Source organism: Pseudomonas sp. 13B_3.2_Bac1 (assembly GCF_025466205.1).
GTDB lineage: Bacteria > Pseudomonadota > Gammaproteobacteria > Pseudomonadales > Pseudomonadaceae > Aquipseudomonas > Aquipseudomonas fluorescens_H.
Map to the genome: position 1 here is coordinate 36,740 of NZ_JANLOG010000147.1, position 25,830 is coordinate 62,569.

The window sequence follows — 25,830 nt, forward strand, 5'->3', positions numbered from 1 at the left end:
GTTTTTTTCAGAAGGAATGCACAGTGAGAATGATCTCCCGGATGTTGGTCTCAGGCGTTGCGATTGCCGTGCTCGGCACTATCGCCGGCTCCCTTGCCGGCTGCGCCACCGAAAGCTCCCGCGCACTGCCGGTGGCCAAGGTCGAGAGCGCCACGCAAGCCTGGACCGGTGCTCGCGTACCGATGGCGGTGGGCAAGTTCGATAACCGCTCCAGCTACATGCGCGGGATTTTCTCCGATGGCGTTGATCGTCTCGGTGGCCAGGCCAAGACCATCCTGATCACTCACTTGCAGCAGACCAACCGTTTCTCGGTACTGGATCGCGACAACATGGGCGAGATCCAGCAGGAAGCGGCGATCAAGGGCCAGGCCCAGCGCCTCAAGGGCGCCGACTACGTGGTCACCGGTGACGTCACCGAGTTCGGCCGCAAGGAAACCGGCGACCACCAGCTGTTCGGCATTCTCGGCCGTGGCAAGACCCAGGTCGCCTACGCCAAGGTCAACCTGAACATCGTCAACATCAGCACGTCCGAAGTGGTGTATTCGACTCAGGGCGCCGGCGAATACGCCTTGTCCAACCGTGAAATCATCGGCTTCGGCGGCACCGCCGCGTACGACTCCACCCTCAACGGCAAAGTCCTCGATCTGGCCATGCGCGAGGCGATCAATCGTCTGGTTGATGGCATGAATGCCGGCGCCTGGAAACCGGGTAACTGATCGACACCCATTGCAAGGAGCAACACCCATGAATCTGACTTTGTCGCGGTCGCTGCTGGCCCTGACGCTGGCCGCCAGCGCCTTGCTGGCCGGTTGCAGCAGCCCGAAAACCCTGTACCAGTGGGAAGATTACCAACCGCAGGTTTACGAATACTTCAAAGGCGAAGAGCCAAAAGAAGCCCAGGCCGAAGTGCTGGAGCGCGACCTGCAGAAGATCCGTTCCACCGGCAAGGCCGTACCGCCGGGTTACCACGCGCACTTGGGCCTGCTGTACCTGAGCATGGGCAAGGACGATCAGATGGTGCAGCAGTTCCGCACCGAGAAAGCGCTGTTCCCCGAGTCCGGCCCGTACATGGATTTTCTGCTTAAAAACGCCAAGACCGGAGACGCCAAATGATCTCGCGTACCCTTAAACTGCTGGCCGCCGGATTGGCCCTGACCGTGCTCGGTGGCTGCGTCGCACCGAAAACCGTCGACTATTCGGCGTACAAGCAGGCGCGCCCGAAGACCATTCTGGTGCTGCCACCGCTGAACACCTCGCCGGACGTCAAGGCTTCCTACAGCTTGCTGTCGCAGGTGACGTTCCCATTGGCCGAAGCCGGTTACTACGTGCTGCCGATCACTCTGGTGGATGAAACTTTCCGCCAGAACGGCCTGACCACGCCGGATGACATTCATCAGGCACCGGCCAACAAGCTGAAGGAAATCTTCGGCGCCGACGCTGCGCTGTACATCACCGTGACCGAGTACGGCACGCGCTACATGGTCATCAGCAGCGAAACCGCCGTGACCGCCACCGCCAGACTGGTGGATCTGAAATCCGGCACCACGCTGTGGACCGGTTCGGCACGGGCGTCGAGCGAAGAGGGCGGCAACAACAGTGGTGGCGGACTGATCGGCATGCTGATCACCGCCGCGGTAAAGCAGGTGATCAACAGTTCGACCGATGCCGGATACCCGATTGCCGGGGTGGCGAGCAATCGCCTGTTGTCGGCCGGTCAGCGCGCAGGCCTGCTGTATGGCCCGCGTTCGCCGAAGTACGGTACTGACTGACAATTACCGGCACGCCTGAAATCTCCTGTGGGAGCGGGCTTGCTCCGGGCGGCGTTCCGACGAAGACGGTGTGTCAGCCACTTATTTGCCAACTGACACACCGCTTTCGCGAGCAAGCCCGCTCCCACAAGGGGAAGGCATTTCTCAGCCGATTTATTTGGCGTCGGCCAAAACCGCTCGCCAACGCCCGGTGCTTCCGTCCACGCTTGCAATGAGCGGGTCGGCAAATCGAAATCATCCCGCCGACCAATCGTATCCAGACCCTGCATCTCGACGCCGAAGGCGATATCCTGCGCCACACTTATCTGTGCAACGGCGCATAACGCTGGAACACCGTGTTCGCCCGAGGCTAAAGGAGTGTTCGAATGACCGAGAAGAAACTGGAAACCACGGTCGACCGCGTCTACCAAGGGATTTACCAGGCGATCAGCAAGCGTTCGCTGCGTCCGGGGATGAAGCTGGGCGAAGCGTCGCTGGCCGAACTGTTCAATGTCAGCCGCACGTCGGTACGCGCCGCGCTCAAGCAACTGGAAGCCGAGGGGCTGGTCACCACCGAGCCCAATAAAGGTGCATCGGTGTCGCTGCCGAGCAACGAAGAGATCCGCTCGCTGTTCGAAACCCGCCGGCTGATCGAGATCGGTATGGTCACCGAACTCTGTCGGCGCAAGGACACCGCCGCCATGCAGGTCTTGCGCGAGCACCTGCTACTGGAAGACGCAGCCCACGCGGCGGGCGATCACGAGCAACTGATTTACCTGCTCGGAGAGTTCCACCTCAAACTGGCGCGCAGCCTCAATAACCCGGTGCTGCTCGACTGGTTCCAGAAGCTGATTTCCCGCGCCTCGCTGTACGTCGCCGCGCTGGATGACGACAGCCATGAAGCCTGCCGCGACAACGAACATTTGCGCCTGATCGAATACATTGAAGCGGGTGACCAGAGCGCCGCCATCGAACTGACCTGCACGCATTTGAACGGCATCGAGAAGGCGATTCTCGACGTCGCGGCGAAGATGAAAACTGGCTACCATCCGCTCAAGCACCTGATCGGGGTTTAAAGTCGAATCGGGTGTGAAATCGGCTATAACCTAATGAAACCATTACGGCCGGTGACGCTCGAAACAGACGGGCGTCACGGCGTTCTGCCGTCGCGATGTATCGGGCAAACACCACAGGACACCGAGTCAATCGATGCAGTTTTTATCCGATAGCCACGGTTGTGAGGGCTGGAAAGGCGAGATGGCCGGGCGCATTTGTGCGTTCGACTGGAGTCAGACCGAACTCGGCCCGCTGGACGCCTGGCCCGCCAGTCTGTGCAGCGCCGTGCAGTTGATGCTGGCGTCCCCCTTGCCGATGGTGATGCTCTGGGGCCGCGCCGGCTACATGATCTACAACGACGCCTACTCGCAGTTTGCCGGTGGCCGCCACCCGTATCTGCTGGGGGTGCCGGTGGAACTGGGCTGGCCGGAAGTCGCCGAATTCAATCGGCATGTGGTCGATACCTGCCTGGCGGGTGGCACCTTGTCGTTTCGCAACAAGGAACTGGTGCTGTTGCGTGATGGCGTGCCCGAAGACGTCTGGATGGATCTGTATTACAGCCCGGTGGCCAACGATGACGGTGTGCCGGCCGGGGTAATGGCGATGGTGGTCGAGACCACCGACTTAGTGCGCTCCGAGCGCCTGCGTCAGGCGGCTGAAGATGCCTATCGCGCCGACAATGAGCGGGTACGTCTGGCACTGAATGCCGGGGCTTTGCTTGGCTCGTTTGTCTGGGACGTGAAGAACAATGTGTTGTCGGCGGACGAGCGTTTCGCCCGCACGTTTTCGTATCCACCGGGTCAGGACCTGAGCAATCTGCCGCAGTCCTACTGCGAAGCGCGGATCCACGCAGATGATCTGGCGTGGGTGAATGATCGGGTCAGCCATTCGCTGCAGACCGGTGAGCCCTACAACGCCGAGTACCGGGTACAGCGCCCGGACGGCAGTTATCTGTGGGTGCTGGCCAGCGGCGCCTGCGAGTTCGACGAACACGGTTCGCCGTTTCGATTCCCCGGGGTGTTGATCGACATTCACGAGCGCAAGAACGCCGAAGAGTCCCTGCTCAAATTCACCCGCAACCTCGAACAGCGTGTGGCCGATGAAGTCGGGGCGCGGCTGGCGGCCGAGGAGCAATTGCGTCAGTCGCAGAAGCTCGAAGCCATCGGCGGACTGACCGGCGGCGTGGCCCACGACTTCAACAACCTGCTGCAGGTGATCGCCGGCAATCTGCACCTGCTGGCGCGGCATGAGCCGGACAATGCCAACGTGCAACGGCGGGTCAACGCGTCGCTGGCGGCGGTCGAGCGTGGGGCCAAGCTGTCGTCGCAATTGCTCGCCTTCGCCCGGCGTCAGCCGTTGTCACCGGCGGTCTGCGATCCACGGCAGATCTTCGATGGTGTTGGCGAACTGCTGCAACGCGCCCTCGGTGAGACCATTCAAATCGACGTGCAATTGCCGCATGAGCCGTGGCACATCAACGTCGACCGCAATCAACTGGAAAACGCCATTCTCAACCTGGCGATCAACGCCCGGGACGCGATGAAGGGCGAGGGCACCATTGTCCTCAGCGCCGTCAATACTCGGCTGGACAGCAGCTTTTGCACCGGCAAAGGCATCGTTGCCGGCGATTTCGTGCGGGTGATGGTCAGCGATACCGGCGTCGGCATTGCACCGCAAATGCTCGAGCAAGTGTTCGAGCCGTTCTTCACCACCAAGGCCGATGGTCAGGGCACCGGGCTCGGTTTGAGCATGGTGTTCGGCTTCGTCAAACAGAGTGGCGGCCACGTCGAGATCGAAAGCACCGTGGGCGAAGGCACTCGAGTGCAATTGTACTTTCCGCGCAGCCTGCGCCCGATCCTCGAAGAGTCACCGAGCCTCGGCAAGCAGCAGGGCGGTGGCCATGAAACCATTCTGGTGGTCGAGGACAACGACGCGGTGCGCGCCTCGGCCGTGGAGTTGCTGCGCGAAGAGGGTTACCGCGTGCTGACCGCCGGCAATGGCGACGTGGCGATGCAGATGCTGCTGGACGGCGCGAAGGTGGATCTGATTTTCACCGACGTGGTGATGCCGGGGCTGATCAAAAGTTCTGATCTGGCCGCGTGGGCCAAGGTGCAGAGGCCAGCAGTGGCTGTGCTGTTCACCTCCGGCCACACCCGCGACATCATCTCGCGCAACCACCAGTTGAGCCCGGACACGCACTTGCTGGGCAAACCGTATGGCCCGCAGGCGTTGTTGCAAATGATTCGCTCGGTGCTCAGTGCCTGACTGGCTAATTCCCAATTCCCTGTGGCGAGGGAGCTTGCTCCCGCTCGGCTGCGCAGCAGTCGTAAACCCGGGAACCGCAGTTTACCTGCCGGGTTGATTCGTCTGGATTTGGGGCCGCTTCGCAGCCCAGCGGGAGCAAGCTCCCTCGCCACAGGTTTTGGGTTCGACTTACATTTTCCGATCAAGGCCCGCCAATGACTTCCAAGCGTAATTCCAAGGCACCCTCCGGCATGGTTCGGGTGCGTGGCGCCCGGGAACATAATCTGAAAAACGTCGACGTCGATATCCCCCGCGATGCGCTGGTGGTGTTCACCGGTGTATCCGGTTCGGGCAAGTCGTCGTTGGCCTTTTCGACGCTGTACGCTGAAGCCCAACGCCGCTATTTCGAGTCGGTGGCGCCGTATGCGCGGCGGCTGATCGACCAGGTTGGCGTGCCGGATGTCGATTCCATCGAAGGCCTGCCGCCGGCCGTGGCCCTGCAACAGCAGCGTGGCACGCCGAGCACGCGTTCGTCGGTGGGCAGCGTGACCACTTTGTCGAGCCTGATCCGCATGCTCTATTCCCGCGCCGGCAGTTACCCGCCGGGGCAGCCGATGCTCTACGCCGAGGATTTTTCGCCGAACACGCCACAGGGTGCGTGCCCCGAGTGCCATGGCCTTGGGCGAGTCTATGAGGTGACCGAGGCGCTGATGGTGCCCGATCCGAACCTGACCATCCGCCAACGCGCCGTGGCCTCCTGGCCGCTGGCCTGGCAAGGGCAGAACCTGCGCGACATCCTCGTGACCATGGGCATCGACGTCGATATCCCCTGGAAGAAACTGCCGAAAAAACAGCGTGACTGGATTCTGTTTACCGAAGAAACCCCGACCGTGCCGGTGTACGCCGGGCTGACCCCGGAAGAAACCCGGGTCGCCCTCAAGCGCAAGATGGAGCCGAGTTATCAGGGCACCTTCACCGGCGCCCGCCGCTACATCCTGCACACCTTCACCCACTCGCAAAGTGCGCTGATGAAGAAGCGTGTTTCGCAGTTCGTGCTCGGCAGCCCGTGCCCGTTGTGCGACGGCAAGCGCCTCAAGCGTGAAGCGTTGTCGGTGACCTTTGCCGGTTACGACATCGGTGAACTGTCGCAGATGCCGTTGCTGCAAGTGGCCGAAGTACTGCGGCCAGTCGCAGCTGCAACGTATCTGCAGCAGTCCGAGGAAAGCGGCGAAACCCTCAGTCATGCGCAAACCCGTGAGGCCCGCCAGCAGCGTGTCGCTCATGGTGCCAGCGGCCATGCAAGTGCGCCGGACGTGCGCCACACACCGAACCTGTCGCTGGAAAAACGCTTGGCGGCGCAACGGATTGCCGAGGACTTGCTGGAACGGGTCAGCACCCTGACCGATCTGGGTCTCGGTTATCTGGCGCTGGAGCGCAGCACGCCGACGCTGTCGTCCGGCGAGCTGCAGCGTCTGCGTCTGGCGACGCAATTGGGTTCGCAGTTGTTCGGCGTGATCTATGTGCTCGACGAGCCGTCCGCCGGTCTGCATCCGGCCGATGGCGAGGCGCTGTTCGAAGCCTTGCAGCGCTTGAAGGCCGACGGCAATACGCTGTTTGTGGTCGAGCACGATCTGGAAACCATGCGCCGCGCCGACTGGCTGATCGACGTCGGCCCGGCAGCGGGCGAGAAGGGTGGGCAGGTGTTGTACAGCGGCCCGCCGGCCGGGCTGGCCGAGGTTGCAGCGTCGCAGACCCGCGCCTATCTGTTCGCGGAAAGCCAGCGGCAGGTCCGCACTGTGCGCAAGCCGACCGGGTGGCTGAAACTCGATGGCATCAGCCGCAATAACCTGCACAACCTCAGCGCTGAATTTCCACTGGGCTGTTTCACCTCGGTGACCGGGGTTTCCGGTTCGGGCAAGTCGAGTCTGGTCAGTAAGGCGTTGCTGGAGCTGGTCGGCGCGCAACTCGGGCGGACGGTGGTTGAGGACGAGCCGGAGGAGCTCAGCCTGGAAGACGATGCGCCACAGGCCAGCAGCGGTCAGGTGACGGCGGGGCTGGAGACGATCAAGCGCCTGGTCCAGGTCGATCAAAAACCCATCGGCCGCACGCCACGCTCCAACCTGGCGACCTACACCGGGCTGTTCGACAACGTGCGCAAGCTGTTCGCCGCCACGCCCGAGGCACGGGCGGCGGGGTATGACGCCGGGCAGTTTTCCTTCAACGTCGCCAAGGGCCGCTGCCCGACTTGCGAGGGCGAGGGTTTTGTCAGCGTCGAGTTGCTGTTCATGCCCAGCGTGTATGCGCCGTGCCCGACCTGTCATGGCGCGCGCTACAACCCGCAGACGTTGGCGATTGAGTGGCAAGGCCTGAGCATCGCGCAGGTGTTGCAACTGACCGTGGATGAAGCGGTCGAGGTGTTTGCCGAGCAGCCGGGGATTCGTCGTTCGCTGGAGGTGCTGAGGGATATTGGCCTCGGATATCTGCGTCTGGGCCAACCGGCCACCGAGTTGTCGGGTGGCGAGGCGCAACGGATCAAACTGGCCACCGAGTTGCAGCGCAATCAGCGCGGCGCGACCTTGTATGTGCTGGACGAGCCGACCACCGGGCTGCATCCGCGTGACGTCGATCGGTTGTTGGAGCAACTGGATACGCTGGTCACGGCAGGACACACGGTGATCGTGGTCGAGCATGAAATGCGCGTGGTCGCACAGAGTGACTGGGTGATCGACATCGGCCCGGGGGCCGGGGATCAGGGCGGCAGGATTGTTGTGGCTGGCACGCCGCAGAAAGTCGCAGCGAGCAAGAAGAGCCGCACGGCGCCGTTTCTGGCGCGGGCCTTGAGCCGATAGCACCCGCCCCATCGCCAGCAGGCTGGCTCCCACAGGTTTTGAGTGTGCACACGGTTGGTGATCAACACAGATCCAGTGTGGGAGCTGGCTTGCCAGCGAAAGCGGTGTGTCAGGCAATGATGATGCTGGATGTACCGACGCCTTCGCGAGCAAGCTCGCTCCCACAGGATTTTGTGGTGTGCTCACGGTAGTTGATCACCACAGATCCAATGTGGGAGCGAGCTTGCTCGCGAAGGCGGTGTGTCAGGCACCATCAAGCGTGCGGCGGACCTTGTCCAGCAGTTCGCTGATCTGGAAGGGCTTGACCAGCATATCCATGCCGCTGCCGAGGAACACCTGACGATTGATCGCGGTTTCGGCATAACCGGTCATGAACAGGATCGGCAAGCCGTCACGCCAGCCCCGCGCCACGTCCGCCAGCTCGCGGCCACTCATGCGCGGCAGGCCAACGTCGCTTAGCAGCAGGTTGATCGTCGGGTCATTCTGCAAACGCTCCAGTGCGGTTTCGATATCCGCCGCCTGGGTGCAGCGATAACCGGCATCCTCCAGCACTTCGGTGACGAACATGCGCACCGCCGGCATGTCCTCGACAATCAGCACATGCTCGCCCGAGCCCTGCGGATCGACAACCACTGGCGCGATATCAGCTCCGGTCGGGTCACTGGTGGCCGGCAGCATGATCGTCACTTCCGTACCACGCCTTGCCACGCTGCGGATATGTGCATCGCCACCGGACTGGCGAGCGAAACCGTAGATGGTCGACAGCCCCAACCCGGTGCCCTGACCCAGCGGCTTGGTGGTGAAGAACGGGTCGAACACCTTGTCGATCACACTGTGCTCGATGCCGGTGCCGTCGTCGCGTACCGACAACGCAACATACGCGCCATCGGCCATGTTCGGATCGCCATGGGAGTACGCGGCATAGGTGTTGACCCAGATATTGCCGCCCTTGGGCAGCGCATCGCGGGCGTTGATTACCAGGTTCAGCACCGCGCTTTCCAGCTGCACCGGATCGACCAGGGCAATCGCCGGTTTGCTGGTCAGTTCAAGCTTGAGGGTGATGCGTTCGCCGATGGTACGCACCAGTAATTCTTCCAGTGAGCGCACCTGCTCGTTGATGTCTACCGGCCGCGTGTCCAGCGGCTGTTGGCGGGCGAAGGCCAGCAGGCGATGGGTGAGGGACGCCGCGCTCATCGCCGAATTGAGTGCCGCTTCGGCGTAGAACTGCACCTTGTCCGGCCTCGCGTCGGCTGTGCGTTTCTGAATCAGCTCAAGGCTGGTGATGATCCCGGTCAGCAGGTTGTTGAAGTCGTGGGCGATGCCGCCGGTGAGTTTGCCTAGCGCGTCCATTTTCTGCACTTGCAGCAGTTGTGATTCGGCGCGCACGCGCTCGGCGACTTCCTTGGCCAGTTGCGTGGTGGTGTCATCCAGTTGCGCCAGATGCGAGCGCTCGCGACGGCGGTGTTCAGTGACGTCCTCGACAAACACCAGGCTCAACTGCGGCGTGCGGTACGGCGAAATCTGCCACTCGGTTTCGCGGATCTCGCCCTGCACGCGCATGTTCAACGTGCCTTTCCAGCGCTCGCCATCGACCAGCCGCAGGCGCAGCTCATTGAGGATCGCGCCCTGGTCTTCGTCGAAGCATTCGCTCAGGGTTTCGGGGTTGCGATTGTCCTGAATCATCTGCGTGAAGGCGTGGTTGCACTCATGCACCTTCAAGTTGGCATCGAGTACGGCAATTGGCGCCGAGACGTTGACGAAAATCTCGCGAAAGCGTGCCTCGCTTTCACGCAGCGCGTTTTCCGTGTCGCGCACCCGCAGCAGGGTGCGCAGGGTCGCCAGCAAGACGTCCGGGTCCACCGGGTGAATCAGGTAGGCATCGGCGCCGGCGTCGAGGCCGGTGATGATGTCGCCCGTCTGAATCGACGCGGCGGACACGTGGATCACCGGCAGCAACGCAGTACGTGCATCGGCGCGCAAGATGCGCACGATGTCGAAGCCGCTCATGTCCGGCAGGTTGACGTCGAGGATCAGCGCATCGAGCGGCTCGCTCGCGATCAGCGCCAGGCCCTCGCTGCCGGTGCCGGCCTCCAGCACTTCGTAGCCATGGCGCTCCAGGCGCCGGCGCAAGGCGTAGCGGGTGGCGACGTTGTCGTCGACGATCAACAGACGGATGTCACGTTTCATCGACGTTCTCCAAGGCGAGCGCCAGTGGAATGATCACGAAAAAGGTCGAGCCGACCCCCGGTGTGCTGTCCATCCCGACCTCGCCGCCGAGCAGCGCCGCGAAGCGCTTGCACAGCGACAAGCCGAGGCCGGTACCACGCAGGCGTTTCTGCAATGGCGAGTCGACCTGCGAGAAGTCCTCGAACAATGCACCATGCAGCTCCGGCGCGATACCGATACCGGTGTCGCTGACGGCAAAACGTACTTTGTCCGAGCCTTCCAGGCGCGCCGAGACTCGCACTTCGCCACGGGTGGTGAACTTCAACGAGTTGGAAATGAAATTGCGCAGAATCTGCGCGAGTTTCTTGTCGTCGGTGTACAGGCGCGGCAGGCCGACCGGTTCTTCGAAGATCAGGTCCACCGCCGAGGCATCGACGATCGGCCGGAACATCCCGCGCAGGGCGGAAAACAGGTCGAACATGTCGAACCACGCCGGTGAAATGGTGATTCGCCCGGCTTCGATCTTCGCCAGATCGAGCAAGTCATCGACCATGTCGCTGAGTTCACGGGCGGCGCTGCTGACGAATGCCACCTGCTTGTGCTGCTCGGGGCTGAGCGGGCCGTCGAGTTCGTCGGCCAGCAAACTGTTGATGCTCAGGATTGAGCCCAGCGGGGTGCGGAACTCATGGCTCATGTACGACAGGAAACGGCTTTTCAGGTCCGAGGCTTGCTTCAGCTCTTCCGCCTGGGTATCGAGTTCGGCGTAGAGCGCCAGCACGCCCTGGTTGGTTTCGTCGAGTTCTTCGCGCAGGGCGGCGGTCTCGCTCTGCAACTGGGCAATCAGCGCAGCCTGCTCGGCGGGGTTCAGGGTTGGCGACTCAGCCATGGGCGGCCTCCAGGGCAACGACCAGCACCGTTACGTCGTCGCGCCCGCGACAGAAGTCGCGGTGCAGGACGCTGGCTATCACGGCGGGATGGCGGTGCACCAGGCCGGGATAGTTTTGAAGATTCCAACGGGACTGCAAGCCGTCGCTGTACATGATCAATAGATGTCCGTTCACGTGAGCATAGTCAAAAGGCTGGGCTTTCCGGTATTGGCCGCCGACGATGCCCGGATGCGAGGCCAGCCCCCGCGACTTGTCGGCGGTGATCAGGCTGGCGCCGATGTTGCCCACGCCAGTAAAGGTCAGGCCGTCGCGGGCGGCATTGAACTGGGCGAACGCTGCGGCGCCGCCACGGCTGCCGATCATGTCGCGGTGCATGTCCTCCATCAGCAGCACCGGGCTGGCGAACGGGGTCGCGGCGAACACCCGCTCGCCGGCCTTGGCCGCGCGCTCGGCATCCTCACCGTGGCCGAGGCCATCGATGATCAGCGCACTGACGTTGGCGCCGTTGTACGCCAGGTGCCAGGTGTCGCCGCACGCCGGATCGTTGTGCAACGAGTGCTGGCTGACGCCGTAGCGCAAGTCCGGTTGACGGTCGCCGCGCGGGTATAAGCGCGCCAGCAGCACCGCGCCACGGGCGTCGGCATGGACGTCGAAGACTTCGGTCTGCCGCGCCACGGCACCCAGGCCAATGCCTTGGGTGCCGCCGGTGGAAAAGCCATCGGTCAGGCAGGCGTCCAGATCAAAACCCTGGGCGCGATCAACCGCGAGCATCTCGATGCCGAATCCGCCGGGGCGCGGCAGCAGGCGCAGGTGAACTTCGCCGCGGCTGGCATGCTTGAGCACATTGCTCGCCAGTTCGGTGGCGACCAGCGCCACCCGCCCGGCATCGGTTGCATCAAAGCCGTGTTGCTCGGCCAGCCGTTGCGCGGTGCGCCGGGCATGGCCGATCTGGCTGCTGTCTTCGATCAGCAGCACCTGGGTCAACGACCCTGCAATATTCATGTCCATCGGGTGATCGTTATTCGCGTGCCCTTGCCCGGCTCGGTGTCCAGTTCGAACTCCTCAACCAGGCGTTTTGCCCCGGTCAGGCCCAGACCCATGCCGCTGCCGGAGGTCCAGCCGTCGGTCATCGCCAGTTTGATATCGGCAATACCGGGGCCTTCGTCGCGGAACGTCAAGCGCAGACCGACCTTGTGATCTTCATCGAGAATCTGCCAGTCCATGTCGCCGCCACCACCGTAAACCATGGTGTTGCGGGCCAGTTCGCTGACCGCCGTGACCATTTTGGTCAGGTCGATCAGGCGCATCCCGCATTCGGTGGCCAGTTTGCGGGCGGTCTGGCGTGCGAGCACGACATCCTGCTCGATATGGATGGGTTGAGTACCGCTGCTGCGTACGGTCATTGCCGGTTTACTCGTTCCTGCAGCAGTTTCATCCCGCGCTCGACGTTCAGTGCGGTGCTGACACCCGGCAGGGTCAGGCCGAGCTCGACCAGGGTGATCGCCACCGCCGGCTGCATGCCGACCAGCATGGTTTCGGCGTCCATGATTTTTGACAGGGCGGAAATCGTGCTGATCATCCGGCCAATGAACGAGTCGACCATGTCCAGCGCCGAGATGTCGATCAGCACGCCACGCGCCGAGGTGTTGCTGATGCGCTCGGACAAGTCGTCCTGCAACGTGAGGGCGAGTTGGTCATGCATGTCGACCTGAATGGTGACCAGCAGGAACTTGCCCATTTGGAGAATCGGGATACGTTCCATCGGCTCAGACCGCTTGGCCGAGGCTGATGCCCAGGCGAGTGAGGGCGAGTTTCAGTGCGTCGGCCAGGTTCGCCTTGGTCACCACACCTTGCAGGTCGAGGCCGAGGTGCACGATGGTCTGGGCGATTTGCGGACGTACGCCGCTGATGATGCAGTCCGCACCCATCAGACGAATCGCGGTCACGGTTTTCAGCAGGTGCTGGGCGACCAGCGTGTCGACGGTCGGCACACCGGTGATGTCGATGATGGCGATTTCCGAACCGGTGTCGACGATGCGTTGCAGGAGCGATTCCATCACCACCTGGGTACGTTGCGAATCGAGGGTGCCGATCATCGGCAGCGCCAGAACGCCGTCCCACAGCTTGACCACCGGAGTGGACAGCTCCAGCAGTTCTTCCTGCTGACGCTTGATCACCGCCTCGCGGGATTTCTGGAAGGTGCGGATGGTGTGCAAGCCGAAGGCGTCGAACAGCTCGGAAATTTCCCAGAGTTGTTCGGCCAGCAGCGCGGGTTGTTCGCGATAGTGACTTTGCAGCAGGGAGAACAGCGGGCCTTTGAGGGCAAAGATGAAACTGGCGGTCTGTTGCGAATCCTGACCGAGCAGGGCACGGCTATGGGAGAGCTTTTCGAGGAACTGGCGGGTGGACTCCCAGCCCGGCGCATTGATGTTGGTGCCATTGTCGTCCTGCAGGCCGTTGATCACCAGTTGCAGGAATTCGCTGGTCTGCTGTTGCAGGTCGTGTTCTTTGAGGTTGCGGTTGGCGCCGCTGGCTTCCAGTCCGTTGATCCATTCGCCCAGCAGTTGTGGTTGTTTGTTCTTCATCGCATCGAGTGTGCTGTTCTGCAGTGCTGCCATGTGCCTGTTGCTCCGTAGCGTATTGGGGCCGGTTCTGTAAAAAATGACCGGTGCGAAGTCAGTGACCTTTGCCGTTCGAAATAGTTGTTCGAGTCCGGAAGGATATTTTTGATCTGAGGCATGGAACGCAACGGTATTCTAGTTGGCGAGTTGGCAACCAGCGATGTTTTGAACGTTGGCGCTACCCAGGCTTCGAATCTTCAAGGCCGGCCGGTTTCAGTCGCGCCGGTAGTGAAAAACGAGGTAGCCATGAACGAGCAAACCAAGCAACAACAGAACCAGGGTTCAGAACCGATCAATCGCAACGACCCGGCCATCGACCCGCAAGTGCCAGGACAGAGCCCGCCAACCCAACCCACGGGTGGTACCGAGCAGGCGCAGAGCGCCGATCCGGCGGTGGATCAGAAGAACAAACACACCGATAACGACAACGAGTTCAGCCCGGGGTTTGAACCTGAGCCAGATCGTCCGAAGCCCGGTGAAGAAACCGATGCCGACATCGACACCGACGGCGGTTAAATCGCTCTGAAACGACAAAAGGCCGCATTCAATGAATGCGGCCTTTTTAGTGTGCAGCGCCCGGTCTATTTGCTCGGGTGTTTGGCCTGCAACTCTTTGGCGGCGGTCAGGTGTTTTTCCAATGCCGGGAGCATTTTCTGCGCAAAGGCCTTCAGCTCGGGGGCGCCTTTGACTTTGTCGTCGGTCACGGTGTTGGCCTCTTTCTTGAACAGCTCGATGGTTTCTTCGTGGGCCTTGACCTGATTGTTGGCGTAGGCCGCATCGAACGATTCATCGCGCATGTCGAGGATCTTTTCCTTGGCCTGCTTGACCAGGGTGGTGGTGTCCGGAACCTTGATGTCATGGGCCTGGGCAATGCTGGCCAGCTCATCGTTGGCTTTGCTGTGGTCAGTGATCATCATGTTGGCGAAGGCCTTGATGTCGGCCGACTGGCTTTTTTCCAGGGCGAGACGGCTGGTTTCAATCTCGGAAATGCCGCCGGCTGCGGCGTTGTCGACAAAGCTGTTCGAGGTGGCGGCGAAGGCACTGCCCATGCCGGTGCTCAGAGCTACAGCCAAAACGAGATGACGCAGGTTGAATCCGTCCATTGATGTTTCTCCACACAGGTTTTTGTTGACGTTATGCAATGGAGGGAGCGGAGCGGGAAAAGGTTTGATCGCGTTTCCGACAGGGCGACGAACGGCCACCGCTGGTCTGACAGGAGGTCGACAGAACGGCCCGACCAAGGCCATTCTGATAACTGCCAGCGCAATCGGTCGCGTTGGCTGCCGATCAACTGACGGAGGTGTTCCATGCCGGTGACTCATGACCTGTATCAGGATTTGAAGCTAACGAAGGAAGAGGTCCAGCAAAAACGCACCGAGGATCCGTTTCTGGATGCGCTGATCAACAAGTACTCCCAGGCGGACGCCGAAGTAGTCAAGGCCGAGACGGCGACCTCGGATGCACCCAGCGATGACACACTGAAAAAGCTCAAAGAGAAACGCTTGCAGGTCAAAGACAAGATCGTCGCGCAGTTACAGGCTCGATCCTGACCGTCAGTCGCTTCACCGATCCGCGATGGTGAAATGACTGAACGCAGCCCCCGACAGGCACCTCGAATGTACAGAGTCTTCACTTAGCGACTCATTGCGAGGTGCCTAATGAACACACCCAGATTCCCCAGTGAAGAGCAGGGCGGTTTTGACCCGGTTCCCACGCATCCCGAACCCAACAGCCCGGCGCACACCACCACCCACCCCGAAGAGCCGGATGAGGATCTGCCTGAGGACGAAGATCCGGACAAGTTCGACAGGTCGGGCAACTGATAGACCGCTATCGCGAGCAGGCTCACTCCTACAACTGGAATGCAATCCCTCTGTGGGAGCGGGCTTGCTCGCGAAGAGGCCTGCACAGGCGAAATCATTGTTGCCTGACACACCGCTTTCGCGAGCAAGCCCGCTCCCACATTTGCCATGCATCATTTCAATGCATCCGCCAACGGCAACCGCGCCATGTGCGAGGCCTTCAGCGACCCCAGATACAGCCAGTCCCCATATTCCCGCGCCGTGGTGAAAGTTGACCCAGTCCCGCTCCCACATTTGCCATGCATTATTTCAATGCATCAGCCAGTGGCAATCGCGCCATGTGCGTAGCCTTCAGCGACCCCAGATACAACCAGTCCCCATATTCCCGCGCCGTGGTGAAAGTTGACCCAGTCCCAGTGTGGGAGCGGGCTTGCTCGCGAAGAGGCCTGCACAAGCGACATCATTGTTGCCTGACACACCGCTTTCGCGAGCAAGCCCGCTCCCCACATTTGCCATGCATCATTTCAATGCATCCGCCAACGGCAACCGCGCCATGTGCGTAGCCTTCAGCGACCCCAGATACAGCCAGTCCCCATATTCCCGTGCCGTGGTGATCGGCGAGTAATTACCGCTGCTGGCGTCCTGCAGATTGGCGATCACCTTGCCCTCAAGATCCAGCCCCAGGACAAACCCGCGTTTCTCCACCGGTTTGGGCAATACCGTCAGCGCGCGCACGATCATCTTGCGTACGAACGGATGCCCGGCGGTGCCATCGAGCAAGGCACTGCGCGGCGCGTAGAGCGCGACCCAGAAGCGGTTGCTGCCGTTGAATGCGAGGTTGTCCGGCAGGCCGGGCAGGTTGTCGATGAACAGGTCATGGGTGCCAGCCTTGGGCCCCGTCAGCCAGTAGCGGCTGATGCGGTAGGCGCCGGTTTCGTTGACCAGCACATAGGCGTCATCCGGGCCGAGGGTCACGCCGTTGGCAAACTCCAGTTTGTCGAGGAGTACGCTGGTTTTGCCGGTCTGAAAGTCATAACGCAGCAAACGACCGTCGCCAGCGTGTTCGATGATCGCTTCGCCGTCATGGCCATAGCCCCAGCGGCTGCTGGCGTCGCTGAAATAGGCGTAGTGCCCGGACTTGTCGATCGCCACATCGTCGGTAAAACCGAAGGGCAAGCCATTGGCCTCGGTGGTCAGAGGAATCAATCGACCCTGAGCGTCGAGCGACAGCAGACCTTTGACCGCGTCGGCGATCACCAGCAAACCATTGGGATGTCGCGCCAGACCCAGCGGCCGGCCGCCAGTGTCGGTCAGCACCTTGCGCTCCTTGCCATCAAGGCTGGTGCGGATCAGTCGCCCGTCATGCAGGCCGGTGATCAGGAAGTCGCCCTCCAGCAGCAATGCTTCGGGGCCGTCGATGTCGCTCGGGCCTACCTGTTTGGCGGCCTTGAGCCGCTGGTTTTCCGCGTACGGCCCTTCGCTCAGAGACGGCGCCGCTGGCGGCTTCCACGCCACCGGTTGCACCTTGGTCGGCATCAGCAGCAGAAACGCGATGACGAGGATCACCAGCACTGACAGCAGGCGCTTCATGAACGGTGCCCCGTCAGCGCCAAGTGTCTGAGCGCCATATCACGCAGGGCCTGCATCGAGGTCGCCGATTCGCGTTCGATGCGGCGCTTGAGCAACAAGCGATTGGCAAGGCGCATGCCCAGGCCATCGAATTGGTAATCCAGGGTGCGCACGAACCGCGTGCCATCGGCTGCGGCCGCGCATTCGTAGGTCAACAGCAGTGATAAACCGTGATCGCCGCGCGCTTTTGCGCACCAGCGTCGACCGGGCAGGTACTCGGTGACTTCCCAGCGCAAATGGCCGGCGCGCCCACCGGCATGAATGTCTTCTTCGAAACGCGCACCGGCATGCAGCGGGCCTTGCGGGCCGTCGATTTTCAGCGACGACGGGTGCCACTCGGGCCAGTGGCTGACACTGGCGGCGTAGCGGAGCACGGCAATCGGCTCGCCGGCGATGTCGATCTGATGCTGCATGCGGGTCATGGGCGATCTCGAATAGCGCAACGGGGCGGGTTGCGGCTCCCAGTAGAGGGTGCCGAACAGGTAATCCATCAGCGGGAAAACGATATTGAAATTACGCTCCTGCATGCACTCGCGGCGGTGATGCAGCTCGTGCAGATGCCGCATCTGACGGATCCACGGCAGGCGGGTCAGCAGGTTGTGCGGTGGCAAATGCTCGCAGGCGTGAAACACCTCGTAGGCCAGATAGCCCAGCACCATGCAGCCGCCGAACAGCCCGGCGACATTGGTATTGAGCTGCGCAAGCAGCCACCACAACGGCAGGGTAATGACTAGCGTATGCACCACGATCAGCCAGGCCGGAAACAGAATCACCCGCCAGTCGCGAGCGCCGTCATAGGTCATGTGGCCGGGGGTGAAAAAGCTGTGATGATCGCCGGCGTGCCGGGCGTAGAACAGCCTGGCGAAAGTCTTTTTGTGATGGCCGAGATGGCGATGAACCATGTACACGCCGAAGTTGAAGAACAGCAGGGTCAGCGGCACGCTCAGCCATTCCAGCGGCTGTACCTGATGCGCGCTGCTCCAGAATGAGCCGATCGCCAGCACGCCGAACAGCAGCACGAAGGCGCCATGCAGCCACGGGTTGTACAACGGATGAATGGCCGCACGGTAGCGGCTGCGGAATGCCTCGGTGGTCTGCCTCACTGCGTTCACCTGTGGGTATTGTTGTTATACCCGGCAGATTAGCCGATCCGGCCGTTTGTGCAGGCCGCACCTTGAGGTCACTTGCGCCATGCTCCGGTGTAAAGCGGCCGATTCAGCTCAACGGGTTCCAGCGTTGCGACCAGTCGTCATCGGTGGCGATCACCTGGCGCAGCAGATCGAAGGCCTGCTGCAGCGTGGCCGAGTCACGTTCGCGGGCGTACACCAGATAGGTCGGGTAACCGAATTCCGGGGCTTTGGTCACCGCTTCCAGCGCGCCGGTTTCCAGATAGCTGCGTACCACGCGCGTGCGGAAGTAGCCGCTGCCGCCGTGTTCGAGGATGTATTGCAGGGCCAGCGGGCCGAGGTTGAAACTCAGCGCGGCTTTGGCCTTGTCCGGCAGGGCGGCGTCGTGTTGCCGACGGAAATCTGGACCCCAGTCGATGTAGACGTAGGGATCCGGGCGGTTCGGCGCACGCACCAGAATCAGCTTCTCTTCCAACACCTGCTCGACCTGCAGGCCCGGCCAGTATTCGGGCTGATAGACCAGTGCGGCATCGAGCACGCCAAGTTCGAGTTGACGCAGGAGGTTTTCGCCGTCGCGGATTTCCATGCGCAGGGCATGCCCGGGGATCTTCTCGCGCAGTTCGGCGGCCCAACTGAGCATCAACGGATTGCACAGGCTGACTTCGCCGCCGATGTGCAGCACGTTGTGATAACCGTCCAGCAGCGGCAGGTCACGCCGCGCGGCTTCCCAGGTCTGCACCAGTTGATTGGCATAGACTACAAAGGCTTCGCCATTGGCGGTCAGTTTCGCCCCGGCACGGTTGCGCACGAACAGCGTGCTGCCCAACTGACTTTCAAGTTTCTGCACCCGGGCGGTGATCGCCGTCTGCGTGACGAACAGCTTCTGCGCCGCCGCAGCGAGACTGCCGTGGCGAACGATTTCCAGAAAGGTGCGGGCGAGATCGATGTCCATGGGCGGGCCGGTGTCTGAGGTGCGCGCATTGTAAGTGCCGGCTCGCTACCGCGTCATCGTTCATCGCGAGCAGGCTCACTCCTGCAAGGCTCTGCGGTGGCCATCGATGTCGCGAACCGTCAAACCAAAATTGCCTGATCCACCGCCTTCGCGGGCAAGCCCGGCTCCCACAGGGTTGGGCGGTGGCCATGGATTTTGTGAACGACACCGTACCCTGTGGGAGCGGGCTTGCTCGCGAAGAGGTTCGCCGTTCACCACAAGATCAACCCGCCAACTCAACCTTGCGCACCCGCGCCCAGTCTTCCACCAACCGCGCCGGTGTGCCGCAGGCCTTGCGCTTGTAGACGAAGTGGCGGCACTTCTCGGCAAACTGGTTGCGGTTGTAGAGCATGTCTTCCTGCATTTCCTGCAGTTCGTTTTCCCGGCACTGCTGGATCAGCACCTGATCGACCCGCAACTTGCGCTCGCGCACGGCGGCGTAGGTCGGATCGCTCAGCGTTGCGTTGGCCCTCTGCAGCAGCCACAGCGAAAACTCGTCCGGGCAGCGCGGGCCGATTTCCTGGACCATGCCCAGTTGCAGCGCCTGCGTGGCACTGACCGGCAGACAGGCCTGGGTCAGTTGCTCGGCCATCGCCGGGCCGACGGCGCGGGGCAGGCTGTAGGTCCAGTATTCCGAGCCATACAGGCCCATGCTCTTGTAATGCGGATTGAGCACGATGTCGGCGCGGGCAAACACGATGTCGGCGGCCAGCGCCAGCATCACGCCGCCGGCCCCGGCATTGCCCGTTACGCCGCTGACCACCAGTTGCCGCGCGCTGAGCAGTTCGGCGCAGACATCGTCGATCGCCTGAATATTCGCCCACGCTTCGGCCCCCGGGTCCTGCGCGGCCTGGATCACGTTCAGGTGCACACCGTTGGAGAAGCTGCCGCGCCCGCCCTTGATCAACAGCACGCGAGTGTCCCGAGACTTGGCCCAGCGCAACGCGTCAACCATGCGCTGGCACTGTTCGGTGCTCATCGCGCCGTTGTAGAACTCGAACGTCAGCTCACCGACATGCCCGGATTCGCGATAGCGGATCGGCTGATAGGCCTCGTCGCTGAACGGCTGGCGGGCAATCGACCAGTCGAGGATTGGTACGCCGGCCAATTGCCCGGCCAGCACATGCCGCGCCGGTTGCTTGAAGGTTTCTTCGCCGGGTAGCGGTTTGCGCCGCAGCGAGCCGATCCACAGGCTGTGATCGCCGGTCGCGACCAGCACCGCGTCGTCATGTACCGCGAGAATCTTGCCGGGGATGCCGGTGCGCTGATCGAGGTGCGCGTCGTACACGTAATACTGCCCGCCGGCCAGACTCGCCAATACCCCGGGCTGGCCATCGGCGGCGTCGATGCAGCGTTTGATGAAGCGCGAACAGTCGTGCCAGCTGAAGGTACGGTCGTCCTGCTTCATGTTCGGCTGCAAGCGGCCGCGGACTTTGGGGTCGGTGTAATCCAGTGCGACCGGTTGCACGCCGTCGATGAATTTCTCGACCACTTCGCGAATGCAGCGAATCGCCGCATCGCTGACCCGACCGTTGTACAGCTCGGACTTGCGCAGGCCCGAGGGCAGATTGAATTCGCAGGTGGCCCAGACCGGGCCGGCGTCCATTTCTTCCACCGCTTGCAGGGCGGTCACGCCCCAGCGCGTCAGTTCATTGCTGATCGCCCAGTCCAGCGCGCTGGCGCCACGATCGCCGACGATTCCCGGGTGGATGATCACCACCGGACGCCGGGCATTGCTCCACAGCGCATGCGGCACGCGGTCCTTGAGGAACGGGCAGATCACCAGATCGGCGCCGCTGTGTTCGATCTGTTCGCACACCGAGGCTTCATCGGTGAACACCACAACGCTGGGCGAGTGCCCGGCCTGGCGCAGCTCCAGCCAGGCGCGTTGGGTCAGGCCGTTGAATGCCGAGGACAGCAGAATAATCTTCAGTGATCGCATGGTTTTCTTCCTTGAAGGGATAGCCGCGGGCTCCCGGTGAGCCGTCCTTGGCGTTCGATGGAGCGCGCAGATTAGAGAGTGCTTCAGGGCGGGCAACTGACCGGGATCAACGTTGTGTCAGTCAATATTTCTGCGGCGACGGCGCGTCTTATTCTCAATAGTTTGCTTATCCTGATTTTTAATTACTTCAAATGTAAGCGGCGCTATTGCACAGTCGCCCCCTGATCTGGAGCCGGACGATCCCGGCAGAACGATGGTTTTTCGCAGCGGGTGGGACCCGTTTCAGGGAGCAAGACATGGGTGATGTTCAAAACCCGCATTACCGGATGATTGGGCAAATGTTCCAAAAGGACTATCGCTGGCTGTGCGCTGCCGTTGGCCGCACGCTGGGTTGCCCGCACAGTGCACAAGACATCGCATCGGAAACCTTTCTACGGGTGTTGGCCCTGCCGGACCCGACCGCCATTCGCGAGCCGCGGGCGCTGCTGACCACCATCGCCCGGCGGCTGGTCTATGAAGGCTGGCGCCGCCAGGACCTGGAACGCGCCTATCTGGAAAGCCTGGCGCTGGCGCCGGAACCGGTGCATCCATCGCCGGAGGAGCGGGCGCTGGTGATCGAGGCGCTGCTGGCGGTCGATCGCCTGCTCAACGGTTTGTCGGCCAAGGCCAAAGCCGCGTTTCTCTACCATCAGCTCGACGGTTTGACCTACAGCGAAATCGGCGAACGGCTGGGGGTTTCCACCAGCCGGGTGCAGCAGTACATGGTCGAGGCCTTCAAGCGTTGCTATCAGGCGATGCAGGCATGAGGCCGGACGAAGCGGTGATCGATGAGGCGGCGCAATGGATGGCACTGTTGCAGTCCGGCGAAGCCAGCGCCGGCGAGCGTGCCGCGTTCGAAGCGTGGCGCGCGGCCGACCCGAGGCACCAGCGGATCATCGAGCAAATGGGCGGCGGCCTTAACCTGCTGCGTAATCCGACCTTGCGCGGGCTGCCGCGTAACAGCCTGCTGCACAGCCTGAACGCACCGTCGAGTCGACGGCGCTTTCTCAGCGGCAGCTTGAGTGTGCTCGGCATCGCGGTGCTGGCCGGGTTGCTCGGGCGTCGCTACGGCTGGCTGCCGGAAGCCGGAGAACTGGCGACCGGCACCGGCGAACGACGCGACTTCACCCTAGAGGATGGCAGTGCGCTGAGCCTGAATGCGCGGACGCGGGTGGTGGCGCAGTTCGATGCGGTTCAGCGCTTGTTGGCATTGCGTACGGGCGAGTTGTTGGTGGATGTCGCCAAGGATCCTGCGCGGCCATTCGTGGTCGAGACCGAGCACGGTCGGATGCGTGCGTTGGGGACGAAATTCCTCGTGCAACAAAACGATGATTTCACCCGCCTGGTGATGCTGCACTCGCAGGTCGAAGTGGTTACCGCCGGCGGTGCGCGGCAGGTGGTGGAGGCGGGGGAGAGTCTGCGGTTCAACGCACAGGACATTCTGGCTCTGGAGCGCAGCAACGGCCAGGAAAGCGCCTGGGTACAAGGTCGCCTGGAAGTGCGCGACCGACCGTTGAGCGAAGTGATCGACGGCCTGCGCCCATACCGACGCGGCATCCTGCACCTGAGCCCCGAAGTGGCCGGTCTGCGCCTGAGCGGTCTCTATCCGCTGGACGATAGCGACCGCACCCTGCAACTGCTGGAGCGCTCGCTGCCGATCCGCGTCACCTGGCACAACCCGTACTGGGTCAGCATCGGTGCACGGTTATAGCGTCATAACTTCTTGGCCTAATCGCCGCCCTATAAAAAGCGCCGGCCCGCTGCTCATTCCCTGCAGACGCCTTCAACAGGGAAGCCCTTGATGATTTCATTCAAACAACAATTACCGCGCCTGACCCTCGCCGCCGCACTGGCGATGGGGCTCGGACCGACAGTGGTTCATGCGCAGGATTCTGCCGCCCAGGTGTACACCTTCGACATCGCCAGCGGCCCGCTCGATGAGGTCCTGCTGGACATCTCGCGTCAGACCGGCGTCCCGATCTCGTTCAGCCAGAATCTGGTGCAAGGCAAACGCAGCAGTGCGGTGCGCGGTGCGTTGGGCGGACGTCAGGCAGTCGAGAAGGCGTTGCTTGGCAGCGGCCTGCAAGTCGAGCAGAGCGCCCAGGGCCTGAGTGTGCGCGAAGGCGAGGCGAACACGCCGGTGGCGGCCAAAGTCAGCGCCGTGGCCCCAGCGACCAGCGCCGATTACCGCATGGAAAAAGTCACTGTCACCGGCTCGCGGATCGCTCGCGCGCAAAGCGATGGTGCGACCCCGGTCAACGTCATCACTCACGAAGAGATGGAAGCGCGCGGCTACAAGAACGTCTACGACGCCCTGGCGACCCAGACGCAAAACACCGGCATGACCCAGGGCGAAGACTATGGCAACACCTGGCAGCCGGCGGCCAGTGCGATCAACCTGCGCGGACTCGGCCCCAATCACACACTGGTGCTGATCAACGGCCGACGCGTCGCCGATTACCCGACCCCGTACGACGGCAAGGTCAACTTCACCAACCTGGCGAACATTCCCTCGGCGGTCATCGAACGCATCGAAATTCTCAGCAGCGGCGCCTCGGCGATCTACGGTTCGGACGCGATTGCCGGGGTGGTCAACATCATTCTCAAGAAGCAGATCAATGGCATCGACGTCAACCTCAAGGGCGGCACCAGCGAGCGTGGCGGTGGCGACAATCAGCGCCTGCAAATCAGCGGCGGCGGCAGTTGGGGCGACTTCGACGGCTTGTTCGGCCTGGAGCTGACCAACCGCGATCCGATCTGGGCCGACGACCGTGGCTTCATGCAGAGTGGCCCGCTGGCGGACGTCGGCTACCGTCGCGACCTGAGCAACAACCGCTACCTTGGCCCCGGTTGCGGTGCCTATCAAGGCACTTTCGATAACAAGCTGTTGAACAACGGTGGGCGCTGCCGCACCGATCAGATGTACAACGATTACTGGACCATTCAGACGCAAAAGGAAAACTACGACGGCTACACCCGCGGCACTTGGCACTTCAGCGATAGCGGCCAGGTGTTTGCCGACTTGATGTATGGCCTCGATCACATCCAGAACAACACCCGGGGCCCGACCTTCACCTCACCGGATTTCATCAACCAGAACAGCGGCAATCTTGAGCGCTGGTATCGCCGTTACGGAGAAGAGGAAATCGGTGGCCGTACCAGCAACAACAGCAAGTGGACCGACACGTCGTGGACCGGCACCCTCGGCCTCTCGGACAAGATCGCCGACACCGGCTGGAACTACGATCTGGCCGCCAACCGCTCGGAATACCGCAGCGTCAGAACCACGCGCTACACCCCGCTGTCATCGATTCAGGATTTCTACCTCGGTCCGCAATTGGGCACACGTAACGGTTACCCGGTGTTCTCTCCCGATGCCTCGCGTCTCGATCGCCCACTGACGCCACAGGAATGGGATCAGTTTCGCAGCAATCTGACCCAGAACAGCAAGTCGGTTTCCACCAGCTACAACGCCTCGGTCAACGGCGATCTGTTTGACTTGCCGGCCGGCCCGGTCGGATTTGCCGGTGTGCTGGAGGCGGGCAAGCAGGAATATCGCGTCGACCCGGACGACGGTCTGAATGACGGCACTTTCTATGGCGTGAGCCCGGCACAAAGCTCCGGCGGTTCGCGCAAGCGCTATGCGGCCGGTGGCGAGTTCAGCATTCCGCTGACCGACACCGTGCTGGCCACCGCCGCCGGGCGTTGGGACCAGTACAAATTCAGTGGCCGCAGCGAGCAGCAGAAGACCTATAACCTTGGGCTTGAATGGCGTCCGGTCACCAGCCTGTTGCTGCGCGGCAGCTATGGCACCAGTTTCCGCGCACCGGACCTGAACTACATCTATCAGTCCGACAGCAACGGTTACTACCCGGCGCAGATCGACTACTACGGTTGCAGCCAGGGTGTGCAGGGGGCGTGTGATCGCGGGCGGGTCGACTACACCCAGAGCGGTACCCCGGACCTTGAGTCCGAACGCGGTAAATCCTGGACCTATGGTTTTGTCTGGTCACCGTCGCGCAATTTCGATTTCTCCACCGATTTCTGGCGTGTAGAGATCGACGACCTGCTGACCACCGTCGACGAAAACCGCCTGCTGCAACAAGAGAACGAATGCCGCAACGGCACCCAGGACATCAACTCGGCCAACTGCCAGTCGACCCTGGCGCGCATCGACCGCAACCCGGGCAATGCCGCTATCGATCCCAACCAGTTGCAACGGGTGCGAGTCAATGCGATCAATGCCGCCAGCGAGCGGGTCAGCGGTCTGGACTTCAAGAGCAACATTCGTTGGGGGGCCGGCCAGTACGGCGCATTCAGCTCGGCGCTGGGCTACACCCTGGTGCTGTCGCATTTCTACAAGGAGTCCGACGAGGCGCCGACGCAGGACTGGCGCACTTCGCGGACCAATTACGACTGGCGCAGCAAGGTCAACGCCAGTCTGACCTGGGATTACCAGAAAGCCACGGCGACGCTGATGGGCATTCGCTATGGCTCGGTGACCAACGGCGCGGGCGACGGGCGTCTGTCGCCATGGACGGTGTTCAATGCCAGTGCGCGCTACAAGCTCAATGACCGCGCCAGTGTCGGCCTGACCGTGAACAACGTGCTCAACCAGATCAAGCACGATGACTCGGCCGGCTGGCCGTATTACCCGACCGGTAACTATGACCCGTACGGGCGGCAGTGGTGGCTGGATGTGAGTTATCACTTCGGCAGTTGAGTGCGC

The 25,830-nt window shown here is 62.1% G+C and carries 23 protein-coding genes and 1 pseudogene; 12 read left to right on the top strand and 12 right to left on the bottom strand.

Translation table 11 applies throughout. The features are described from left to right. The first annotated feature begins 29 nt into the window (after positions 1 to 29). Genes NTD85_RS24080 through NTD85_RS24090 form a run of 3 tightly spaced genes read left to right on the top strand, consistent with a single transcriptional unit; the run spans position 30 to position 1,769 of the window. Positions 30 to 716, top strand: coding sequence for a CsgG/HfaB family protein (locus NTD85_RS24080; protein WP_262143421.1), 687 nt, complete (start codon positions 30 to 32; stop codon positions 714 to 716). Between the two features lie 28 nt (positions 717 to 744). Then, complete coding sequence (locus tag NTD85_RS24085) at positions 745 to 1,113, top strand: DUF4810 domain-containing protein (protein WP_003225593.1); 369 nt, start codon at positions 745 to 747, stop codon at positions 1,111 to 1,113. After that, positions 1,110 to 1,769, top strand: a complete 660-nt coding sequence (locus NTD85_RS24090; RefSeq protein ID WP_262143387.1) for a DUF799 domain-containing protein — start codon at positions 1,110 to 1,112, stop codon at positions 1,767 to 1,769. The genes NTD85_RS24085 and NTD85_RS24090 overlap by 4 nt, the downstream gene beginning before the upstream one ends. Positions 1,770 to 1,933: 164 nt before the next feature. On the opposite strand, the pseudogene NTD85_RS24095 reads toward NTD85_RS24090, so the two are convergent. After that, positions 1,934 to 2,044, bottom strand: a pseudogene (locus tag NTD85_RS24095) (flavin reductase family protein); the annotation flags it as partial. A 90-nt stretch (positions 2,045 to 2,134) separates the two neighbouring features. Between NTD85_RS24095 and NTD85_RS24100 the strand changes: the two are divergent. From NTD85_RS24100 to NTD85_RS24110, 3 genes are all read left to right on the top strand, one after another. Then, on the top strand, positions 2,135 to 2,824 hold the full coding sequence (locus NTD85_RS24100; protein ID WP_045122485.1) for a GntR family transcriptional regulator: 690 nt from the start codon (positions 2,135 to 2,137) through the stop codon (positions 2,822 to 2,824). Between the two features lie 133 nt (positions 2,825 to 2,957). Continuing rightward, positions 2,958 to 5,069: a PAS domain-containing sensor histidine kinase gene (locus tag NTD85_RS24105; RefSeq protein WP_262143388.1), complete on the top strand. Its 2,112-nt coding sequence runs from the start codon at positions 2,958 to 2,960 to the stop codon at positions 5,067 to 5,069. A gap of 194 nt (positions 5,070 to 5,263) precedes the next feature. Next, on the top strand, positions 5,264 to 7,897 hold the full coding sequence (locus tag NTD85_RS24110; protein WP_262143389.1) for an excinuclease ABC subunit UvrA: 2,634 nt from the start codon (positions 5,264 to 5,266) through the stop codon (positions 7,895 to 7,897). A gap of 243 nt (positions 7,898 to 8,140) precedes the next feature. Here the strand turns inward: NTD85_RS24110 and NTD85_RS24115 are convergent, their stop codons facing one another. The 6 genes from NTD85_RS24115 to NTD85_RS24140 are packed head-to-tail and all read right to left on the bottom strand — an operon-like array spanning position 8,141 to position 13,568. Further along, positions 8,141 to 10,084, bottom strand: coding sequence for a response regulator (locus NTD85_RS24115; protein WP_262143390.1), 1,944 nt, complete (start codon positions 10,082 to 10,084; stop codon positions 8,141 to 8,143). Then, a complete protein-coding gene (locus NTD85_RS24120) occupies positions 10,074 to 10,949 on the bottom strand; it encodes a sensor histidine kinase (RefSeq protein WP_003225574.1) in 876 nt (291 codons plus the stop codon). The genes NTD85_RS24115 and NTD85_RS24120 overlap by 11 nt, the downstream gene beginning before the upstream one ends. Beyond that, positions 10,942 to 11,952 (bottom strand): ATP-binding protein, encoded by a 1,011-nt coding sequence (locus NTD85_RS24125; RefSeq protein ID WP_262143422.1) that lies wholly within the window; start codon positions 11,950 to 11,952, stop codon positions 10,942 to 10,944. The genes NTD85_RS24120 and NTD85_RS24125 overlap by 8 nt, the downstream gene beginning before the upstream one ends. After that, complete coding sequence (locus NTD85_RS24130) at positions 11,949 to 12,353, bottom strand: anti-sigma regulatory factor (RefSeq protein ID WP_003225570.1); 405 nt, start codon at positions 12,351 to 12,353, stop codon at positions 11,949 to 11,951. Before NTD85_RS24130 ends, NTD85_RS24125 begins: the two co-directional genes overlap by 4 nt. Continuing rightward, entirely contained in the window at positions 12,350 to 12,712 is a 363-nt protein-coding gene (locus NTD85_RS24135; RefSeq protein ID WP_003225568.1) for an STAS domain-containing protein, read from the bottom strand. Before NTD85_RS24135 ends, NTD85_RS24130 begins: the two co-directional genes overlap by 4 nt. Positions 12,713 to 12,716: 4 nt before the next feature. After that, positions 12,717 to 13,568 carry an STAS domain-containing protein gene (locus NTD85_RS24140; protein ID WP_201137441.1) on the bottom strand — a complete coding sequence of 284 codons (852 nt, stop codon included), beginning with the start codon at positions 13,566 to 13,568 and terminating at the stop codon, positions 12,717 to 12,719. Positions 13,569 to 13,817: 249 nt separating this feature from the next. Between NTD85_RS24140 and NTD85_RS24145 the strand changes: the two genes are divergently transcribed. Further along, positions 13,818 to 14,087 carry a hypothetical protein gene (locus tag NTD85_RS24145; protein WP_262143391.1) on the top strand — a complete coding sequence of 90 codons (270 nt, stop codon included), beginning with the start codon at positions 13,818 to 13,820 and terminating at the stop codon, positions 14,085 to 14,087. Between the two features lie 65 nt (positions 14,088 to 14,152). Here NTD85_RS24145 and NTD85_RS24150 read toward each other — a convergent pair whose 3' ends face one another. After that, positions 14,153 to 14,674, bottom strand: a complete 522-nt coding sequence (locus tag NTD85_RS24150) for a DUF4142 domain-containing protein (RefSeq protein WP_201137443.1) — start codon at positions 14,672 to 14,674, stop codon at positions 14,153 to 14,155. Positions 14,675 to 14,878: 204 nt separating this feature from the next. On the opposite strand from NTD85_RS24150, the gene NTD85_RS24155 reads away from it, so the two are divergent. Next, positions 14,879 to 15,121, top strand: a complete 243-nt coding sequence (locus tag NTD85_RS24155) for a DUF465 domain-containing protein (RefSeq protein ID WP_027613686.1) — start codon at positions 14,879 to 14,881, stop codon at positions 15,119 to 15,121. A gap of 108 nt (positions 15,122 to 15,229) precedes the next feature. Continuing rightward, the gene (locus NTD85_RS24160) at positions 15,230 to 15,394 is read left to right on the top strand and encodes a hypothetical protein (protein ID WP_003225559.1); all 165 of its coding nucleotides are present in this window, start codon (positions 15,230 to 15,232) and stop codon (positions 15,392 to 15,394) included. Positions 15,395 to 15,892: 498 nt separating this feature from the next. Here NTD85_RS24160 and NTD85_RS24165 read toward each other — a convergent pair whose 3' ends face one another. The 4 genes from NTD85_RS24165 to NTD85_RS24180 form a co-directional block, all read right to left on the bottom strand. Beyond that, positions 15,893 to 16,963 carry an SMP-30/gluconolactonase/LRE family protein gene (locus tag NTD85_RS24165; protein ID WP_262143392.1) on the bottom strand — a complete coding sequence of 357 codons (1,071 nt, stop codon included), beginning with the start codon at positions 16,961 to 16,963 and terminating at the stop codon, positions 15,893 to 15,895. Further along, positions 16,960 to 18,105 carry a sterol desaturase/SRPBCC family protein gene (locus tag NTD85_RS24170; RefSeq protein ID WP_262143393.1) on the bottom strand — a complete coding sequence of 382 codons (1,146 nt, stop codon included), beginning with the start codon at positions 18,103 to 18,105 and terminating at the stop codon, positions 16,960 to 16,962. The genes NTD85_RS24165 and NTD85_RS24170 overlap by 4 nt, the downstream gene beginning before the upstream one ends. A 112-nt stretch (positions 18,106 to 18,217) precedes the next feature. Then, on the bottom strand, positions 18,218 to 19,081 hold the full coding sequence (locus NTD85_RS24175) for a LysR family transcriptional regulator (protein ID WP_045122483.1): 864 nt from the start codon (positions 19,079 to 19,081) through the stop codon (positions 18,218 to 18,220). Positions 19,082 to 19,343: 262 nt separating this feature from the next. After that, the gene (locus NTD85_RS24180) at positions 19,344 to 21,062 is read right to left on the bottom strand and encodes a hydrogenase maturation protein (RefSeq protein ID WP_262143394.1); all 1,719 of its coding nucleotides are present in this window, start codon (positions 21,060 to 21,062) and stop codon (positions 19,344 to 19,346) included. A 296-nt stretch (positions 21,063 to 21,358) separates the two neighbouring features. Between NTD85_RS24180 and NTD85_RS24185 the strand changes: the two genes are divergently transcribed. The 3 genes from NTD85_RS24185 to NTD85_RS24195 all read left to right on the top strand — a co-directional run bounded on the left by NTD85_RS24185 (position 21,359) and on the right by NTD85_RS24195 (position 25,824). Continuing rightward, positions 21,359 to 21,868 carry a sigma-70 family RNA polymerase sigma factor gene (locus NTD85_RS24185; protein WP_003225554.1) on the top strand — a complete coding sequence of 170 codons (510 nt, stop codon included), beginning with the start codon at positions 21,359 to 21,361 and terminating at the stop codon, positions 21,866 to 21,868. Beyond that, positions 21,865 to 22,812, top strand: coding sequence for a FecR domain-containing protein (locus tag NTD85_RS24190; RefSeq protein ID WP_262143395.1), 948 nt, complete (start codon positions 21,865 to 21,867; stop codon positions 22,810 to 22,812). Before NTD85_RS24185 ends, NTD85_RS24190 begins: the two co-directional genes overlap by 4 nt. Positions 22,813 to 22,902: 90 nt before the next feature. Continuing rightward, entirely contained in the window at positions 22,903 to 25,824 is a 2,922-nt protein-coding gene (locus tag NTD85_RS24195) for a TonB-dependent receptor (protein WP_226499181.1), read from the top strand. The last annotated feature ends 6 nt before the right edge of the window (positions 25,825 to 25,830 follow it).

Bases quoted from the DNA above. Each gene is read 5' to 3' on its own strand.
- NTD85_RS24135 (WP_003225568.1), bottom strand. From the start codon at position 12,712: ATGGAACGTATCCCGATTCTCCAAATGGGCAAGTTCCTGCTGGTCACC.
- NTD85_RS24195 (WP_226499181.1), top strand. From the start codon at position 22,903: ATGATTTCATTCAAACAACAATTACCGCGCCTGACCCTCGCCGCCGCA.
- NTD85_RS24160 (WP_003225559.1), top strand. From the start codon at position 15,230: ATGAACACACCCAGATTCCCCAGTGAAGAGCAGGGCGGTTTTGACCCG.
- NTD85_RS24185 (WP_003225554.1), top strand. From the start codon at position 21,359: ATGGGTGATGTTCAAAACCCGCATTACCGGATGATTGGGCAAATGTTC.
- NTD85_RS24120 (WP_003225574.1), bottom strand. From the start codon at position 10,949: ATGGCTGAGTCGCCAACCCTGAACCCCGCCGAGCAGGCTGCGCTGATT.
- NTD85_RS24115 (WP_262143390.1), bottom strand. From the start codon at position 10,084: ATGAAACGTGACATCCGTCTGTTGATCGTCGACGACAACGTCGCCACC.
- NTD85_RS24085 (WP_003225593.1), top strand. From the start codon at position 745: ATGAATCTGACTTTGTCGCGGTCGCTGCTGGCCCTGACGCTGGCCGCC.
- NTD85_RS24130 (WP_003225570.1), bottom strand. From the start codon at position 12,353: ATGACCGTACGCAGCAGCGGTACTCAACCCATCCATATCGAGCAGGAT.
- NTD85_RS24180 (WP_262143394.1), bottom strand. From the start codon at position 21,062: ATGCGATCACTGAAGATTATTCTGCTGTCCTCGGCATTCAACGGCCTG.
- NTD85_RS24155 (WP_027613686.1), top strand. From the start codon at position 14,879: ATGCCGGTGACTCATGACCTGTATCAGGATTTGAAGCTAACGAAGGAA.
- NTD85_RS24080 (WP_262143421.1), top strand. From the start codon at position 30: ATGATCTCCCGGATGTTGGTCTCAGGCGTTGCGATTGCCGTGCTCGGC.
- NTD85_RS24100 (WP_045122485.1), top strand. From the start codon at position 2,135: ATGACCGAGAAGAAACTGGAAACCACGGTCGACCGCGTCTACCAAGGG.
- NTD85_RS24165 (WP_262143392.1), bottom strand. From the start codon at position 16,963: ATGAAGCGCCTGCTGTCAGTGCTGGTGATCCTCGTCATCGCGTTTCTG.
- NTD85_RS24175 (WP_045122483.1), bottom strand. From the start codon at position 19,081: ATGGACATCGATCTCGCCCGCACCTTTCTGGAAATCGTTCGCCACGGC.
- NTD85_RS24140 (WP_201137441.1), bottom strand. From the start codon at position 13,568: ATGGCAGCACTGCAGAACAGCACACTCGATGCGATGAAGAACAAACAA.
- NTD85_RS24105 (WP_262143388.1), top strand. From the start codon at position 2,958: ATGCAGTTTTTATCCGATAGCCACGGTTGTGAGGGCTGGAAAGGCGAG.
- NTD85_RS24125 (WP_262143422.1), bottom strand. From the start codon at position 11,952: ATGAATATTGCAGGGTCGTTGACCCAGGTGCTGCTGATCGAAGACAGC.
- NTD85_RS24145 (WP_262143391.1), top strand. From the start codon at position 13,818: ATGAACGAGCAAACCAAGCAACAACAGAACCAGGGTTCAGAACCGATC.
- NTD85_RS24110 (WP_262143389.1), top strand. From the start codon at position 5,264: ATGACTTCCAAGCGTAATTCCAAGGCACCCTCCGGCATGGTTCGGGTG.
- NTD85_RS24190 (WP_262143395.1), top strand. From the start codon at position 21,865: ATGAGGCCGGACGAAGCGGTGATCGATGAGGCGGCGCAATGGATGGCA.
- NTD85_RS24090 (WP_262143387.1), top strand. From the start codon at position 1,110: ATGATCTCGCGTACCCTTAAACTGCTGGCCGCCGGATTGGCCCTGACC.
- NTD85_RS24150 (WP_201137443.1), bottom strand. From the start codon at position 14,674: ATGGACGGATTCAACCTGCGTCATCTCGTTTTGGCTGTAGCTCTGAGC.